A 17,050-nucleotide genomic window follows, 5' to 3' on the forward strand; every position below is an offset into this window, starting at 1 on the left:
GATCCCTTCTCCCCATCCCTATTGGACACTGAGGCCCCAGCGGGCCTTCCAGGCCGGGTCGGCGCAATAGATGCGATAGACCAGTTGCATGGTCCTCAGCGCCTCTTCCGACGAGCCGTTGACGATGGGCTGGTCGCGCAGCACCGCCTCGGCGAATTCCGCGATCTCGTCGGACCAGCTGGGGTCGTGGTTGTAGCGGGTGGTCTGTTCCTTGGGATCTCCGGCGTCGTCGGCATGGGCCCAGGACACGGTCAGGGTCTCGGCGCCATAGGATTTGGAGCCCGACAGGATGCCCGACAGGATGATGGTGCCCTTGGCCAGGGTGATTTCCAGGTTGAAGCGGTGGCGCCATTGCGTCGCCGAGGAATGCAGCATGGCCACCACGCCGTCGCGCGAGCGCATCAGGGCATAGGCGTTGTCCTCGACATCGTGGCCCCAGACATCGTTGGTGACGATGGCGGAGATGTCCTCGAACTCGCCGCCGAACAGCCGGATCAGGTCCACCATGTGGATGCCCTGGTCCAGCAGGATGCCGCCGCCGGCGACGGCGCGCTTGGTGCGCCAGTGGTCGGGCGAACGGAAATCGATGATGGTGGACTTGCCATAGACGCCGCGCATGTTCAGCACCCGGCCGAACTCGCCCGATTTCACCAGCGCCAGCGCCTCCTTGACCGATTCGTGATAGCGGTGGTTGAAGCCGTATTTCAGCTTCAGGCCGGGATGGCGGGCCTCGACCTCGCGGACCTTGCGGATGTCGGAAACGTCGCGCCCCGGCGGCTTCTCGCAGAAAACGTGCAGGCCGCGCTCCAGCCCGGCCATGGTGACCTCGGCGGCGATGTCGTTGGTCAGGCAGACCAACAGCACATCCATCTCCTGCTCCAGCAGCCTTTGATAATGGTTGAAGCAGGGAATGCCGCCCTCGACCACGTCGCCGTCGGGCAGGCGCTGGTCGCAGACCGCCACCACCTTCATGTCCGGGCGCTGGTCGATCACCTGATGGCGGCGGCGGCCGACCACGCCGTATCCGGCGATGCCGACCCTAAGCATGCTCGGGCGTCCGGTAGAGGTTGGAAATGGCCTCGTCGGGGCGGCCCAGCAGGGTGGACTGTTCGGGGGAATTCACCGCGACCCAGCCGCCGCCTGCCTCGTCCGAGCGGTAGAAGGCGTGCAGCAGGCGGATGGTGGCCATGCAGTCCTCCCGGTCCACCGGATAGGGCTTGCCCTGGTGGAACGTGGCGGCGATGTCGCGGTACATCTGGGCATGGCCATAGCCGTAGACGGCACCGTGGCCCTCGATACCCTTGAAGTCCTCGGAATGGACGGCGCAGGCGGATGGATCGGGGGTGAAGACCTGCAGCTCGTTGACGGCGATGCCGCCGATCTGGGCCAGACCCTTCTCGCCGACGATGGAGATGGAGGCCTCGAAATCGTCGGGCCGCGCCGCAGTGGTCACTTCCAGAACGCCCACCGCCTTGGTGGAATAGGACAGGGTGGCGACCACGGTGTCCTCCACCTCGATAGTGGCGCCGAGCGTGCGCATGGTGGCGGACACCTTGTCGACCTCGCCGCCGAGATGGCGCAGCAGGTCCACATGATGGATGCCCTGGTTGGTCAGCGCCCCGCCGTCATGGCTGAAGGTGCCGCGCCACGGCGCCAGATCGTAATAGCGCTGCGGGCGGCACCAGCGCACCCGCACGCTCATGATTCTGATCTCGCCCAGCTCGCCATCGGCCAGGGCCTGGCGCACCCGCGCCACCGCCTTGTTGTGGCGGTTCTGGAACACCGGGAAGATGGAAAGGCCGAGACGGTCGGCACTGGCCCAGGCCTTGGTCAACTGCTCGGGGCGCATCATGGTGGGCTTTTCCAGCACGATATGCTTGCCCCAGCGCTCCATCATCTCCATGCCGTGCTCGAAATGCATGCCCGACGGCGTGATCACCGCCACCACCTGGATGTCGGGATGGTCGCTCAGCATACGGCGGTAATCGGTATAGGCGGGAACGCCGAACTCGCTGGAATAGGCCTCGGCCTTGACGGCATCCAGATCACAGACCGCCGCCAGATCGACGCCATCGGTGGCGGTGATGGAGCGGGCATGGTGCCCGGCGATGCGGCCGCAGCCCACCAGCGCGACTTTGACGGTGTTCGTGGTCACGGCTCAGTCCCTCTCTTGAACGGGTGCTGCGGGAATATCACCAAACATCAAGGATTTCCAGGTTCCCCTGTCCGGCGGCGACAGCAAGGCGGCGTGGTCCAGGGGCGCGGGCGCGGGCGTGGTGGCCAGGACCTCGGGCAGTTCCTCCGGCGTCACCGCCACCGCCTTGACGCCCTTGGGCAGGATGTCGACGGCCAGCCGGTCGTCGGGCAGCAGCCGGAAGGTGGGCAGGCCCAGCAGCAGACCCTCCAGGCTTGACGTGCCGGTGGCGGCGATCACCGCCGACAGCGCGGCATGGCCGGTGATGCCGGTCTCGGTGGGCTCCAGATTGGCTTCCGGGGCAAAGGCCAGCGGATACATGGGGTGCTGCTTGACCAGCACCTTCCGGCCCGTCCGGGCGATGGCGCGGGCGGCGTCCACCTGCATCCGCGCGATGGCGGGAATGGCCGACAGCGGCACGAAGACCTGGGCGGTGGCGTCGTAACGCCCGCCCGCGACGGGGGGCAGCCGCCAAGCCCCGGCATCGACGATGCGTGCTGCCGGGATGTCCCATTCCACCATCTCGGTGGCATAGGCGGGGCCGTCGGCGGCGACGATGTCGGGCAGGCTGGCCAGCCCATCCAGATTGGCGCGGGGGGAATAGTTGATCTGATGCGGCCCGATCACCGTGTGCTGATAGCCGATGGTGCGAATGTCCAGGCTCCGGGCGGCGCGGCACAGGTCACGCTCCCAGGCATGGTTCTCCCACGGCCAGCATATCCGACCGGGCCGGGCCGCCTTGAGGAAGCGGCGCTGGCAATGCATCTGCCAGGCATTCATGGCCGGGCCGCCGCCGCCATTCTCGCGCGACGCCGCCCGCCGTACCAGCCAGCCGAAGCGGCCGGACAGGTCGGCGGAACTGGGCCGCCAGGCCCGCAGCGGCAGGGTCAGGGCGAACAGGGCCGAGCCCCAGGCGTGGAGCGAGGCGGTGCGGCCATCGGCGGCCAGTTGGGCGACGCGCTCGGGCGGGCAGTCGCAATGCAGCAGCCGCTTGATGCCGGGCATCTCGGCCATCAGTGTGCCGAAATAGACGTCGAAGCCGTCGGCGCGGCTGCCGGGATGGCCATAGACCAGCAGGACCGGGTCGCCGGAGGCGATGGCCCCCCTCCAGCTTCGGGTCTTCAGCACCGAGAGGATCATGCGCAGCGCCAGCTTGCCCCGGGCGGCGAAGCCCCGGATCGCCCGCTTTCCTTCCACCAGCGCCAGGGGCGGCGGAGCTCCCGCCTCGACGCCGGGCAGGGCGGCGAGATGGCGGAACATCCAGGCATCGTCGCAGACCATCAGATAGGGCTCGGCCTCGGCCGCCAGCTCGCGGGCCATGCGGTCCCAGGCCAGCATCAGGCCGAAATCCGAGCCGAAGGCGCCACAGGCCACGGTATGGGACAAATGGGCGCCCGGCGACTTCGCCAGTTGGCGGGCCAGACTCCACCAGTCCTCGCGCGCGGCGTCGAAGGCGGCTTCCAGCCGATGGGCCAGGCGCGGCAGTTTGCGCGCCGACTCCAGGCCGGAGGTGTCGGACTCGGTGACCGCCAGCCAGCTCCGCCATTGGTCGGCGGCGGGCAGGTCGCGGGAGGTGCGCAGCAGGATGGTCATGGGTGAAAGTCTTGTGGCATAGTGCCGCCCGCCGCGCAAGGCGAGGGACAAAAGGGACGCACCATGGGCATGCACGCATATTTCCATCAGGTCATCGAGGCGCTGCGCCAGGCCGACCGCGACGGGCTTGTCTCGGACAAGGGCGCGGATGTGCTGGGCGGTCTGTCGGGCCGGGCCACGGTGGGGGCGCTGCAACGGCTGGTGGGGCTGGCCAAGGCCGGGTCCAGCTCGGTGTGCTATCTGGAAATCGGCGTGTTCCAGGGGCTGTCTCTGCTGTCGGTGGCCATCGAGCATCCCGAGTTTGCCTGTTTCGGCATCGACAATTTTTCCATTCTCGACCCCAAGGGCGAGAATCTGGGCATCGTCCAGGATCGCACCCGGCGCCTGAACGCCACCAACGCCCATCTGATCAACATGGATTACGAAGCGGCGCTGGAAAACCTGTCCTCCCATATCGGCAGCCGCAAGGTGGCGGTGTTCTTCGTGGATGGCGCCCATGACTACCGCAGCCAGTTGATGGCATTGCTGCTGATCCGGCCCTATTTGTCGGAACGCGCCGTGATCATCGTCGACGACGCCAATTATTTCGACGTGCGCCAGAGCACCCGCGATTTCCTGGTATCGCATCCCGAATTCAAGATGGTGTTCGAATCCTATTCCCCGGCCCATCCCGCCAATCTGGACAAGGCGACGCTGGAGACACACGAGGCGGGCTGGCTCAACGGCGTCAATGTGCTGGTGCTCGACCACGAGAACCTGCTGCCGGTGATGCTGCCCCGGGTCGAGCCCTTGGCCCGCGAGCTTTACGTCAACGAATGGCTGGCCCATCGCCACCGCTATGCCGAACTGGCGCCCCAGGCCCTTGACCTCGCCGCCTGCGCCATCGAGGGCCGCGACCCGACGGCGGCCACCGCAAGGCTGACGGCGGCCCATGCCAAGGACAAGGCGGTGTTCGACGCCCGCCTGGACGACCGCAACCTGCATTGCGCCGGATTACCGCAGTCCCGTTTCACCGAGTGGAAATAGGTTACAGCCAGTCGCCGCCGGTCAGCGGGATCATCTGGCCGGTGATGAAGGATGACCAGCCCGACAGCAGCCAGATCATCAGGGCGGCGGCCTCGTCCACATGGCCGCCACGCCGTAGCGGCACCAGTTGGGCGCGCTCGTCCATCTGCTGGGGCGTGCGGGCGTGCCAGCGCTGGTGAAAGCCCGATTCGATGAAGCCGAAGCGCAAGCCGTTGACCAGCACGGAATGGGCGGCGCCCTCGCGGGCCATGCCCTGAACCATGCATTCGGTGCCGCGCTTGGCCACGGCATAGGGGAACGAGGTGGGCGAACCACCATGGATGGCGGATTCGGTGCCGGTCAGCAGGATGCGGCCGCCGCCGCCCTGGGTCGTCATGCGCTCCATGGCGGCGCGGGCCAGGAAGAAGGGCTGGTCCAGGTTGAGGACCTGCTCGCGGCGCCACTGCTCCTCGGAGATGTCCTTCCAGTGGCCGGTGTAGAGGATGCAGCCCGACAGCACCACCAGGGCGTCGATGCCGCCCGCCGCCTGGGCGAATTCATCCACCACGGCGCGGCAATCGGCCTCGCTCTCGAACGGCCGCCGGATCGGGATCAGGCCGGGGGCGGGCTCGAAGCTCTGGCTGGCGCCATGGGCGCCGATGACGCAATCGGAACCCTCGCGCAGCATCGCGACCAGGGCGCGGCCCAATCCGCCGGTGGCGCCGGTGATCAGGATGCGCAGGCCCTTGGGCACGGCGGGAATCCAGTCGGGACGGATGAAGGGGCTGCGGGGCGCGGCGGTCATGGATAGCACTCCTTCAGGTAGGCCAGGGAGCGGGCCACATCGGCCAGGGGATCGGCATCGCTCAGCATGCGCTGTTCGCTGGAGACCCAGCCGTCATAGCCGATGTCGCGCAGCCTTTGGCCCAGCAGGGCGTGATCGACCACCCCGGTGGAGCCGGGCACCACCAGCCCGGGATCGTTGGCATGGAAATGGTCGAGGCGGCCCTTGACCGCTTCGAAGGTGGCGGCGCCGGTCTCGGCGTTTTCAACCAGCGCCTTGGCGTCCAGTTGCAGGCCCAGGGCCGGATGGTTGAATTCCTCGACCAGAGCCAGGCACTCGGCGGCGGTGTTGAGGAAGTCGCTGTCCTTGGGGCCAAGCGGCTCGAAGCAGAGTTTGGTGCCGTGGCCTTCCATGCGAGGCAGCAGTTCCGACAGGAAGGCGCGGCATTCGACGGCGGCGTCCTCGGGCCGAACCTCGCCCCGCCTGCGTCCGCCGCCATAGATCAGGGTCCGCCCACCCAGATCGCGGCACAGCACCGACAGATGCACCATGAAATCCAAGGTGGCGGCACGCAGGTCCGGCCCCTTGAACAGCCCCAGCTCGGGGCGGTCGAAGAACAGGGAATGCAAGCCCACCACCCGCAGTCCGGCGGCTTCCACGGCGCGGCGATAGGATTCGGCATCTGGATTGGAGGTGTCGCGCCAGACCCGGCTGGGCGCCACTTCCAGCCCGGTCGCGCCAAGCTCCGCCAGGCGGGGAAGCAGGCCGATATGGTCGAGGGGGGGCAGCGCGATGTTGGAAACGGCGTGGTTCACTTGAGCGGCTCCCCGTCCTTTAGACTCCGCTGTTCTAGCTTGGATTTCGGTATCTGTCACGACCGCCGGACCGCTCCAGATGGCAAGGGACAAGACATTAGACACCTTAGGGCGAACCATGTATATCGACCAAAACCAGACTTTCCCGCATGACCGGGGCGGATGGTGCCGTCGTTGACGGTGCGCTCCAACGAAACAACGAGACCTGCCATGACCGATGCCGGATCGACACTGCCGAAGCCGTCCCTCGTGGCTGTTGTCGCGGCCCTCGCCGCCATAATGGTCATCGGATATTTCGGCCTGTTCATGGGGCAGTCCTTTTTCATCGATGGCGATTGCGAGTCCCTGGCCAGCTTCGTGGAACACAATGTGCCCTCCTCTGGCTGGAGGACAGACATGGGTGTGGGTCTGTCCTCATTCATGGGAGATCCTGGCGCCGGTGCCCTTTGGGCGCCGCTTGGCCTGATCACCAAGCTTTTCGGTGGTTCGCCGCTGGTATTTCCAGTCTCGGTCTTCGCCCTGATGCTGATCGCGGCGACGGCTGTTCATTGGCTGCTGCGCCGAGTCATCCCCGACCCCGACCAGGGGTGGTGGATGGTGCCCGTGGCTGCGATGATCGTCTTCTCGCCGCTTCAGCATGAGTTCTTTTTTCAGCGCCATTGGATAACACTGTCGGCGGGCGCGCCACTGGCCGCCTGGCTCGTGGTCCGCTATCTGGAGCGGTCGGCCCTTCGCGACCTGCTGGCTCTGGGATTCCTGTCCGCGCTGGTCTTCGGCTTCGGTAGTTTCACCGCCCTGATGCATCTGGGGGCGGCGACGATTCCGCTATTGATTGCCCATACCCTCTATTTTCGGCGCCCAGTGGGTGGCAGCCTCGGCCGCTTCGTTCTGGTTTGGGGTGGGGCCTGCGTGATCATGCTGGGCCTGCTCGCCTGGACCCTCTATCCCATGGCCATTGAGCAGCTGGATGTCTCCTATGCTCGCGATCCCGTGCGGAGTTGGCCGCTTTTTTCTCAGAACAACCTGCTTTGGGTCGCCATTTACCTGAGCAAGTTCATTCATGTCGGATGGCTGCCCGAGGCGGCGTGGGGATATGATCTCAGCAATCTTGATCCCGTCGGGTGGGAGAACGTCGCTCCGATGTTCCCGTTGGTTCTGGCGGTGATGATGTTTCGCCGCGCCAACGGATTCTGGGAGTTCGCGGCCAAATGGGTCGTGGTCGGCCTTTGGGTCTGGCACCTGGGCTATTTTTTTGCACCGGGGTTATTGGTCGGTATGATCCAGCATGTGATCAACGCCTATCCCCTGGCCAAGTTCCACTGCTTCATCCAGGTCTTCGAACTGGTGCTGATCGCAAGCTTCCTCCTGCGACTGCGCCGGGGGGAAAGCCTGCGCAATCCCGGAGCGGGTGATTGGGTCCGGCGGATACTAGCTTTGACCTTGCTGGGATTCTATGGCGGGCTCGCGGTCGCCACCATTTTGGTGATGGTGTCGCCGGACGTGGCCAAGGCCGTGGTCGCCTCGGTGATTCAGACGATTTTCCCCATTGTCCGCCATGCGAAGCTGCTCGTCATGACCGGGGCTCAGATCGACCTATTGGCGCGGGTTTGGACGCCACTTTTTGTGATGTTCTATGTGGCAGGAGCCGGATGGGCTCTGCTGTTCCTGCTGCCGGTACGGCTGGAGGCCATGGCGCGCCGGTCCCTGCTCGGTGTCGCCGGCCTGATTTTGGCGACCAATCTTTTGATGTCGTGGACCGTCTATCCCCTGGAAGACTCGGTTCGTGTTTGGGACGAGGCAGCCCGGATACATCCCGAGGTGGTAGCCGCCATCAAGCCGTGGGAGCGCATGGCCGCCGCCTCTGCTGGACAGCCCGATCTATCGACGCCGGAGAAATGGCTGGCATTTCACCAGAGCCAGGAGGCCTTCCGGGTCGGCTATCGCAGCCCTCCGGCTATTGATCTGTCCTATCGCAAGAATCTGACCCAGAAGAATACCTTCGATTTTCAGATTGACCTGGTCAACGCATCCAGCGACCGGAAGATCACCAGCACACGGGCCCTGGCTAACGACCCGCCCATGCCGCCCCATGCTTTGCTGGACATTGCAGCCGTGCAGTGGGTCTACTCGCCTCGGCCACTTCCCCCCAACGACACCCTTGATCTCGTGATGCAGACCAAGGCGCTGTATCTCTATCGCTACCGTCAGGGGTGGCCCTATGCCTATCTGGCAGATGGGGTCGAGGTGATCGGCAAGGCCGAGGACATTCTGGGAAAGCCGTTCGGCCCCGCCTATGTGTCGGCCGCCGACCGCGCCGCGATTCCCGGCACCGTCACCAAGCAAGCTTCCGCCAGCCTGGCGCTGCACCATTTCGATTGGGGCGGGTACAGTTTCGATTACTCGAGTCCGGCAGCGTCTCTGCTGGTGGTGGCCGACGCCTGGCATCCGCGTTGGAAGGCCAGTCTGAATGCGACCGATGTACCCGTGGTCAAGGTCAACGGCATTTTCAAGGCGGCGGTTCTACCCGCCGGCCAGGGCCGGGTGGTGTTTACCTACGACGCCGTGGGATACAAGAACGGAGTGTTCATTTCGCTGGCTGCCGGATTGATCTGGCTTAGCCTCTTCTTCTGGTCACGGAGACGCGAGCCTGACCGCAAAGCCGTAATAGCGGCCCCGTAAGCACGTTCTGCCAGTGCCCGGCCTGGGCAGAAGCCGCTGGTGCGGCATCACTTCAGAACATCTCTTTCATGAGAATATTCTCTGAAAGATCGACATTCCTCAGCACGTTGACGATGCGCGGCGCGGTCTTTCCGTCGCCGTAGGGGTTGACCACTCCTTGCGCGGTGTCGCGAAATTCATGGATCCGCGTCTTGGAGAGGGCTGCCAAGATTTCGTCTCGGCCATGGCCACAGTTAATCACGTTGGGCGGTGCAAGGCGGCCTTCTTGCCGTCGGCCGATATTGACCACCGGCAGGCCGAACGAAGCCGCCTCAGTCATGCCACTCGACGAGTTCCCGACCATGCTGTGGGCCAGGGCCATGGCGCTGAAATATCCCTGGGTGCCGAGATGCGGCACAGCGAAGGCATGCCCCGGATGGTCGGCAATGAAAGCCTCGATCAGGTCGATGATCACATGTCCGGCTGTATCGGCATTGGGGTACGTGAACAAGATCGGCTCGGGGGCCGTCTCCAGGGCATCCATGAGAGCCTTGGCATAGTCCGCCGTGCGTTCGGCGTCACGGGTGACCGGGTGAAAGGTCACCAGGATGGGGGGCGTTTCGATGGCGGTACCGAATCGTGCGTTGAACGAAGCCATATCCAGGAGCTTCACCTGCTTCACATTATCGAGGGCCAGTGATCCGGCAACATGGACTCGCCAGGCGGCCTCGCCCATATCCAGGAGTCTCTGGCCCTGGGGGGCGGTTTCCGGGAAGTGCAGGTGGCACAGTTTGGTCATGGAATGACGCAGGCTGTCGTCGATAGCGCCACGGGTGATGGCGCCGCCGGCGATATGGGCCATGGGTATCAGCATGGGGACGGCGGCGCAGGCGGCGGCATGCATTTCATAACGGTCGCCCAGGACCACCAGCAGATCGGGTTTCAGGCTCTCATAGGCAGTGGCGAAGTTCATGGTCGCCAATCCCATCGAGCGCGCGATACTGGCGGGATTGTCTGAGGCCAAGGTGCAGTCGACCCGGGCGGCGGGCGTGAAGCCGTCGGCGATGATCTCGGACAGGGTGTCGCCGAATTGATGGGTCAGGTGGGTGGCGGCGACGATCAGCGACAGCTCCAGCGCCGGATCGGCGGTAATGGCCCGCAGCAACGGGCGGTAGATGCCATAATCGGATCGCGCCACCGAGACCACGGCGATGTGGCGGCTCATTGGATATCTTCCCATTCCAGCCGGGTGCCCGCCGCCAAGGGCCTGCGGGTACGACGGCCAATCACCATGCGGGATTGCGCGGGTGAAATCCCGCCGGCCGGGCGAAGGGCAATGAGATCAGGCAGGGTGATTTCCTCCTCCTCGGCCATGTCACGTCCGAGAAACAGGCTGCGACGGGCCACCTGGGCGGTATTGACCTCTGCCGCGCAGGGTTCCTTGCGGCCATGCCCCAGGGCTGATTCAATGAGGCGGACTCCCCGAATCAGGGCCGCCAGTTCCGAAGGATCCAGCGAGGCAGTGTGATCGGGGCCAACCATGGTCTTGTCCAAGGTGAAGTGCTTCTCCAGGATGCAGGCCTCGCGCGCCACCGCCGCCAGCGCCACCTCGATCCCCAGGGTATGGTCGGAATAGCCCACCGGCAGGCCGAAGGCCGCCCTCAGCGTATCCATGGCGCGAAGGTTGCTGTCCTCGAACGCGGCGGGATAGTTCGAGACGCAATGGAGGATGGCGATATGGTCGCAGCCGCCCTGGTGCAGGACGCGCAGTGCCTCATCCACTTCCCCCAGCGTCGCCATGCCCGTGGACATGATCACCGGCCTGCCGGTGGCGGCAATCCGGGCCAGATAGGGGAAATTGGTTATCTCTCCGGATGGGACCTTGAACAGTGGCATGTCGAGATCGTTCAGGAAGCCAATGCTGTCATCGTCGAACGGTGTCGACAGAAAGAGAATACCGCGATCGCGACAGTGTCGGCTGATGGTGCGGAAGTCGTCGAAGGACAGTTCCAGCTTGCGGACCATGTCGAGCTGGGATTCCTGCTCGCCGGTGGTCAGCATCTGGTATTCGGCCTTGTCGGCGATGGGAGAAACCACCTTGTCGGATTTGAAGGTCTGGAACTTGACGGCGTCGGCTCCGGCCGCCGCCGCCGCATCGACTAACTCCAGGGCCAAGGCCAACTTACCGTTGTGATTGATTCCCGCCTCCGCAATCACGAAGCAGGGCGCATCGCATCCAACGGGCCTGCCCAGGACCTTGAATTGCCCCTTGGCGATCATTTCACCCTTCTCCCAGCTTCTTCGCGCTGACTGCATGCGCCGGTATCGCCACCATGGGGGCAATTATGCCTCTCCGTGGTCGAGCCTTCCAGCACTACCGTCTGAGCGGGCCAGGATCAAAATCCAATTGGCCCGCTAGCCGCAGCCTAGGTCGTGAACGCCGCTGGTGCCTAGAGACAAGGCCCGGTCGTCCTTGCTTTCGCCGCGTCACGAATGTATCATTTTACCATTCATCGAAATGACGGTAGCGTTTCCCCATGCTCGAGACATTCGAAACCGTCGCCAAGGCCGTCGCCGACCCCAGTCGGGTCCGCATCCTGAAACTGCTGGAAAGCGGCGAGCTCTGCGTCTGTCAGATCACCACGGTGCTGGAGCTTGCGCCCGCCACCGTGTCCAAGCATCTGGCGGCGCTGAAGACCGCCGGACTGGTCCAGCAGCGCCGGGACGGCAAATGGGTCTATTACCGCCTGGCCGAACGCGACTTCAACGCCTATGCCCGGTGCTTCCTCGATCTGCTGGGGGCCTCCTTGAAGGACGACCCCACCACGGCCGAGGATCGCCGGGTCCTGGCGCTGGTCAACGCGGTGCCGGTCCAGGTCCTGTGCGACCAGGGGCGGGCGGCGCTGGTGTCGATGGCTCGGGCGGAATCCACCTGCTGTGGGGGACCACCATGAGCGAGAAGACCTTTAATGTCTTGTTCCTGTGCACCGGCAATTCGGCGCGCTCCATCATGGCCGAGGCCATTCTCAACCGCGAGGGCGGCAGCAAGTTCCAGGCGTTCAGCGCCGGCAGCCAGCCCAAGGGCCATATCGATCCGACGGTTCTCAATCTGCTGAAGAAGCTGAACTTCCCCGCCGATAGCTTCCGATCCAAGTCATGGGAGGAGTTCGCCCGGCCGGGGGCGCCCGAGCTGGATTTCGTCTTCACCGTTTGCGACAACGCCGCCGGGGAGGTCTGCCCGGTCTGGCCGGGTCAACCCATGACCGCACATTGGGGCGTGCCCGACCCCGCCGGGTTCGAGGGCAGCGCCGTCGAGAAGGCGGCCTTTGCCGCCGATGTGATGCGCATGCTGAACAACCGCATCAGCGTCTTCACCGCCCTGCCGATCCACTCCCTTGATCGTCTCGCGCTGCAAAAACATCTGGACGAGATCGGCAAACCCCGGACCTGACCAACGCGACAAGGTAATATCCATGACCGACAAGCCCATCAATGTTCTGGTTCTTTGCACCGGCAATTCCGCCCGCTCCGTGCTGGGCGAGGCCTTGATCAACCATCTGGGCGGGGCTAAGTGGAAGGCCTATAGCGCTGGCAGCAAGCCGGTGGGCCGGGTCAATCCCTTCTCCCTGGAAATCCTGGCGGAGAAGGGGCTGCCGACCGAGGGCTACCGCTCCAAGTCGTGGGATGAATTCGCCGCCCCCGACGCCCCCAAGATGGATCTGGTCATCACCGTCTGCGACAACGCGGCCGGTGAAGTCTGCCCCATCTGGCCGGGCCATCCCGCCAAGGTCCATCTGGGTTTTCCCGATCCGGCCGACGCCAAGGGCAGCCACGAGGAGCAACTGGCCGAGTTCCGCAAGGTCTATGCCATGATCGAGACCAAGATCCGGCGCCTGATTGAATTGGGGCCGGATCGGGCCGCCGAGGTCTGAGATGAACCTGTTCGAACGCTATCTGACGCTCTGGGTGGGTCTGTGCATCGTGGTCGGCGTGGCGCTGGGCCATTGGCTGCCGGGGCCGTTCCAGGCCATCGGCCGGTTGGAGCTGGCCCAGGTCAATCTGCCCGTCGCGGTACTGATCTGGCTGATGATCATCCCCATGCTGCTGAAGATCGACTTCGGCGCCCTGCATCAGGTCAAGGAGCATTGGAAGGGCATCGGCGTGACGCTCTTCATCAACTGGGGCGTCAAGCCGTTCTCCATGGCGCTGCTGGGCTGGGTGTTCATCAGCCACCTGTTCAAGCCCTATCTGCCCGCCGACCAGATCGAGTCCTATATCGCCGGGCTGATCCTGCTGGCCGCCGCGCCCTGCACCGCCATGGTCTTCGTGTGGTCCAACCTGACCAATGGCGAGCCCCATTTCACCCTGTCCCAGGTGGCGGTCAACGACCTGATCATGGTCTTCGCCTTCGCGCCGCTGGTCGGGTTACTGCTGGGCCTATCCGCCATCACCGTGCCGTGGGACACCTTGTTCCTGTCGGTGGTGCTCTACATCGTGGTGCCGGTGATGGTGGCGCAAGCCTGGCGCAAGGCCCTGCTGGCCCGCGGCCCGCAAGCCCTGGCCGCCACCCTGGCCAGGCTGGGGCCGGTCTCGCTGGTGGCGTTGCTCACCACCCTGGTGCTGCTGTTCGGCTTCCAGGGCGAGCAGATCATCAAGCAGCCGCTGGTCATCCTCATGCTGGCGGTGCCCATCACCATCCAGGTCTATTTCAATTCCGGCCTGGCCTATCTGCTGAACAAGACGCTGGGCGTCGCCCATTGCGTCGCCGGGCCGTCGGCCCTGATCGGAGCCAGCAACTTCTTCGAACTGGCCGTCGCTGCCGCCATCTCCCTGTTCGGCTTCCAGTCGGGCGCCGCCCTGGCCACCGTGGTCGGCGTGCTGATCGAGGTGCCGGTGATGCTGTCGGTGGTGAAGATCGTCAATGCCAGCAAGGGCTGGTACGAAAGGAAATCATCATGACCAAGCTCGACGTCTATGATCCCGCCATGTGCTGCTCCACCGGCGTCTGCGGCCCCGAGGTCGACCCGGCCCTGGTGGCCTTCGCCGCCGACCTGAAATGGCTGGCCGAGCAGGGCATCACCGTCCAGCGCTACAATCTGGGCACCGAGCCCCAGGCCTTCGCCGCCAATCCCCAGGTGCTCAAGGAGATGGAGGCCGGCATGGACCGCCTGCCGATCCTCGCCGTGGACGGCCATATCGTTTCCACCGGCATCTACCTCACCCGCGACCAGTTGGCGGCCAAGCTCGGTCTGGCGGCCAAGCCGAAGATCACCATCAAGGCCGACGGCTCCTCGTCCTGCTGCTCGCCCAAATCCGGGTGCTGCTGATGGCCTTGCCATCCGTCGACATCCGCATCCTGTTCTTCACCGGCAAGGGCGGCGTCGGCAAGACCTCGCTGTCCTGCGCCACCGGCCTCGCCCTGGCCGAGGCGGGCCGCCAGGTGCTGATCGTCAGCACCGATCCGGCCTCCAATCTGGACGAGGTGCTGGGGGCGACACTGTCCCAGGCTCCCACCGCCATTCCCGGCGCGCCGGGGCTGTTCGCCCTGAACATCGACCCCGAGGCCGCCGCCCGCGATTACCGCGAGCGCATGGTCGGCCCCTATCGCGGCATCCTGCCCGCCGCCGCCATCGCCAGCATGGAGGAGCAGTTCTCCGGCGCCTGCACGGTGGAGATCGCCGCTTTCGACGAATTCGCCAAGCTGCTGGGCGATCCCGCCGCGACGACGGACTTCGATCATGTCATCTTCGACACCGCGCCCACCGGCCATACGCTGCGCCTGCTGACCCTGCCCTCGGCCTGGACCGAGTTCATCGCGTCGTCGACCGGCGGCGCCTCCTGCCTGGGGCCGCTGGCGGGGCTGGAGAAGCAGAAGGCGCTCTATGCCGCCACCGTCGCCCAACTGGCCGATGCCGGGGCCACCACCCTGGTGCTGGTCAGCCGCCCGGAACACTCGGCGCTGCGCGAGGCCGAGCGGACCCGGGGCGAATTGGCCGAACTTGGCGTCACCAATCTGCGCCTGGCGCTGAACGGCGTCTTCACCGCCGCCAAGCCGGGTGACGCCATCGCCGAAGCCATGACGGCGCGCGGTCGCCAAGCCCTGGCGGCCATGCCTCCCGGATTGGCCCGGCTGCCCCGCACCGACACACCGTTCCTGCCCCGGGGCACCGTGGGGCTCGATTCGCTCAGGGCCATGGGCGCCGACAGGATCAGCGCCCCGCCCAGCTATCTGCCCATGCCCGAGATCGCCATGCCCGGCGGTCTGGACGCCCTGGTGGCCGAGATCGCCGCCGCCGGTCATGGCGTGGTCATGACCATGGGCAAGGGTGGCGTCGGCAAGACCAGCGTCGCCGCCGCCGTGGCGGTCGCCCTGGCCCGTCTCGGCCACACCGTGACCTTGTCCACCACCGACCCGGCCGCCCATGTCCAGGACGCGGTCGAGGGTAAGGTTCCCGGCCTGACCGTGACGCGCATCGACCCGGAACGGGAAGTCGCGGCCTATCGCGACGAGGTGCTGGCCAAGGCGGGCGGCGGCCTCGACATGGCCGGACGCGCCATGCTGGAAGAGGATCTGCGCTCGCCCTGCACCGAGGAAATCGCGGTGTTCCGCGCCTTTTCCCGCACGGTGGACGAGGGCAAGGACCGCTTCGTCATCCTGGACACCGCCCCCACCGGCCATACCATCTTGCTGCTGGACGCCGCCGAGGCCTATCACCGCGAGGTACTGCGCACCCAGGCCGAGATGCCCGACGCGGTGCGTTCGCTGCTGCCGCGGCTGCGCGACCCGGCCTTCACCCGGACCATCATCGTCACCCTGGCCGAGGCGACGCCGGTGCACGAGGCCGAGCGGCTGCAGGCCGATCTCGCCCGCGCCGGCATCACCCCCTTCGCCTGGGTGGTCAATCAAAGCCTGCTGGCCAGCGGCACCACCGACCCGCTGCTGGCGCAGCGGGGAACCTATGAAGTGCCGTTCATCGAGCGGGTGGTCGGCAATCCGTCCCGGCGAACCGCCCTGATCCCCTGGACCGCCTGACCCCGCCCCGCCCTGCCAACGGCTATGGCTGGACAGATGCCGGACGAGGCGTATCATCCCCAGGCGTATCATCCCATGTCGCCGCTTTTTCCGGAGACCGAGCTTGACCACCGAGAACGACCCCATGGCACCGGGAAGTGCGTTCCTGACCTATATGGGATCGGGCTTTTCCCAGATCGCGGGCTGGGCCGGACAACCGTCTTCCGTGGTGTTCATGGGCCATTTCAAGACCCTGTTCGACCAGCACGGCGTGACCGGGGGCGCCTGCGAGATCGGTGTCCATCATGGCAAATACCTGATCGCGCTTCACAACATCCTGGCGCCCGCCCGCTCCCTGGGCATCGACGTCTTCGACGACCAGGACAAGAATGTGGACGGCTCGGGCAAGGGCTCGTTCGACATCACCCGCACCAATGTGAACCGCTATGTGCTGGACCCCGCCAGCGTCACCCTGATGACCAGGGACAGCCTTGCCATCAACGCCGCCGAGCAGGTGGCGATCCAGGCCGAGTTCGGCCGCTTCGCCTTTTTCAGCATCGATGGCGGCCATACCGCCTTGCACATCACCCATGATTTCTTCCTGGCCAGCGAACTGACCTCGCCCCACGGCATCATCGCGGTGGACGATCTGTTTCATCCCGACTGGCCCGGCGTCACCGAAGGCATCCTGGCCGCCCTGGCCACCCGGCGCTCGCCCTTCGTGCCGCTGTTCATGACCCGCAAGAAGCTGATGCTCTGCCACTTCAGCGTGTTCGAACCCTATCGGGACTTCGTCCTCGCCACCTGCCGCGAGGTCTATGAGTTCGAACCCACCATGGTCACCCTGTGCGGCCAGGTCATTCCATCCCTGAATTTCGGATCGGAATACTAACAGCCTCCCTTCCAGATCCCCTGGTTCGCCCATACATAAGCATAGATCGGCACGATATCGCCTGGCCTTGCTTGCCTCGCCCCCGCCAATGCCCTAA

The 17,050-nt window shown here is 65.3% G+C and carries 16 protein-coding genes; 9 read left to right on the top strand and 7 right to left on the bottom strand.

Annotated elements, in window-relative coordinates; genetic code table 11:
• Positions 1 to 18: 18 nt before the first annotated feature.
• The 3 genes from A6A04_RS13375 to A6A04_RS13385 are packed head-to-tail and all read right to left on the bottom strand — an operon-like array spanning position 19 to position 3,787.
• The gene (locus tag A6A04_RS13375) at positions 19 to 1,047 is read right to left on the bottom strand and encodes a Gfo/Idh/MocA family protein (protein WP_068493682.1); all 1,029 of its coding nucleotides are present in this window, start codon (positions 1,045 to 1,047) and stop codon (positions 19 to 21) included.
• Positions 1,040 to 2,155: a Gfo/Idh/MocA family protein gene (locus tag A6A04_RS13380; protein WP_068493684.1), complete on the bottom strand. Its 1,116-nt coding sequence runs from the start codon at positions 2,153 to 2,155 to the stop codon at positions 1,040 to 1,042. The genes A6A04_RS13375 and A6A04_RS13380 overlap by 8 nt, the downstream gene beginning before the upstream one ends.
• A 3-nt stretch (positions 2,156 to 2,158) precedes the next feature.
• The gene (locus tag A6A04_RS13385) at positions 2,159 to 3,787 is read right to left on the bottom strand and encodes a hypothetical protein (protein WP_068493686.1); all 1,629 of its coding nucleotides are present in this window, start codon (positions 3,785 to 3,787) and stop codon (positions 2,159 to 2,161) included.
• A gap of 63 nt (positions 3,788 to 3,850) precedes the next feature.
• Between A6A04_RS13385 and A6A04_RS13390 the strand changes: the two genes are divergently transcribed.
• Entirely contained in the window at positions 3,851 to 4,813 is a 963-nt protein-coding gene (locus A6A04_RS13390; protein WP_068493688.1) for a class I SAM-dependent methyltransferase, read from the top strand.
• Position 4,814: 1 nt separating this feature from the next.
• Here the strand turns inward: A6A04_RS13390 and A6A04_RS13395 are convergent, their stop codons facing one another.
• Positions 4,815 to 5,597 carry an SDR family NAD(P)-dependent oxidoreductase gene (locus A6A04_RS13395; RefSeq protein WP_068493690.1) on the bottom strand — a complete coding sequence of 261 codons (783 nt, stop codon included), beginning with the start codon at positions 5,595 to 5,597 and terminating at the stop codon, positions 4,815 to 4,817.
• Positions 5,594 to 6,391 (bottom strand): sugar phosphate isomerase/epimerase family protein, encoded by a 798-nt coding sequence (locus tag A6A04_RS13400; protein WP_068493692.1) that lies wholly within the window; start codon positions 6,389 to 6,391, stop codon positions 5,594 to 5,596. The genes A6A04_RS13395 and A6A04_RS13400 overlap by 4 nt, the downstream gene beginning before the upstream one ends.
• A 210-nt stretch (positions 6,392 to 6,601) precedes the next feature.
• Between A6A04_RS13400 and A6A04_RS13405 the strand changes: the two genes are divergently transcribed.
• Positions 6,602 to 9,070 carry a hypothetical protein gene (locus tag A6A04_RS13405; protein ID WP_068493694.1) on the top strand — a complete coding sequence of 823 codons (2,469 nt, stop codon included), beginning with the start codon at positions 6,602 to 6,604 and terminating at the stop codon, positions 9,068 to 9,070.
• Positions 9,071 to 9,122: 52 nt separating this feature from the next.
• On the opposite strand, the gene neuC is transcribed toward A6A04_RS13405, so the two are convergent.
• Together neuC and neuB are read right to left on the bottom strand one after the other, a co-directional pair.
• Complete coding sequence (gene neuC, locus A6A04_RS13410; RefSeq protein WP_068493696.1) at positions 9,123 to 10,274, bottom strand: UDP-N-acetylglucosamine 2-epimerase; 1,152 nt, start codon at positions 10,272 to 10,274, stop codon at positions 9,123 to 9,125.
• A complete protein-coding gene (gene neuB / locus A6A04_RS13415; protein WP_068493698.1) occupies positions 10,271 to 11,329 on the bottom strand; it encodes an N-acetylneuraminate synthase in 1,059 nt (352 codons plus the stop codon). The genes neuC and neuB overlap by 4 nt, the downstream gene beginning before the upstream one ends.
• Before the next feature lie 257 nt (positions 11,330 to 11,586).
• Between neuB and A6A04_RS13420 the strand changes: the two genes are divergently transcribed.
• The 7 genes from A6A04_RS13420 (at position 11,587) to A6A04_RS13450 (ending at position 16,953) form a co-directional block, all read left to right on the top strand.
• On the top strand, positions 11,587 to 12,003 hold the full coding sequence (locus tag A6A04_RS13420) for an ArsR/SmtB family transcription factor (RefSeq protein WP_068493701.1): 417 nt from the start codon (positions 11,587 to 11,589) through the stop codon (positions 12,001 to 12,003).
• Entirely contained in the window at positions 12,000 to 12,500 is a 501-nt protein-coding gene (locus A6A04_RS13425; protein ID WP_068493703.1) for an arsenate reductase ArsC, read from the top strand. Before A6A04_RS13420 ends, A6A04_RS13425 begins: the two co-directional genes overlap by 4 nt.
• 22 nt (positions 12,501 to 12,522) lie before the next feature.
• Positions 12,523 to 12,981, top strand: a complete 459-nt coding sequence (locus tag A6A04_RS13430) for an arsenate reductase ArsC (protein WP_068493705.1) — start codon at positions 12,523 to 12,525, stop codon at positions 12,979 to 12,981.
• A gap of 1 nt (position 12,982) precedes the next feature.
• Entirely contained in the window at positions 12,983 to 14,008 is a 1,026-nt protein-coding gene (arsB, locus tag A6A04_RS13435) for an ACR3 family arsenite efflux transporter (RefSeq protein WP_068493707.1), read from the top strand.
• Complete coding sequence (gene arsD, locus A6A04_RS13440) at positions 14,005 to 14,376, top strand: arsenite efflux transporter metallochaperone ArsD (RefSeq protein ID WP_068493709.1); 372 nt, start codon at positions 14,005 to 14,007, stop codon at positions 14,374 to 14,376. The genes arsB and arsD overlap by 4 nt, the downstream gene beginning before the upstream one ends.
• Positions 14,376 to 16,082, top strand: coding sequence for an arsenical pump-driving ATPase (gene arsA, locus A6A04_RS13445; protein WP_068493711.1), 1,707 nt, complete (start codon positions 14,376 to 14,378; stop codon positions 16,080 to 16,082). The genes arsD and arsA overlap by 1 nt, the downstream gene beginning before the upstream one ends.
• A 103-nt stretch (positions 16,083 to 16,185) precedes the next feature.
• A complete protein-coding gene (locus A6A04_RS13450; protein WP_068493712.1) occupies positions 16,186 to 16,953 on the top strand; it encodes a class I SAM-dependent methyltransferase in 768 nt (255 codons plus the stop codon).
• Positions 16,954 to 17,050: the final 97 nt, after the last annotated feature.

Source organism: Paramagnetospirillum marisnigri (genome assembly GCF_001650715.1).
Lineage (GTDB): Bacteria > Pseudomonadota > Alphaproteobacteria > Rhodospirillales > Magnetospirillaceae > Phaeospirillum > Phaeospirillum marisnigri.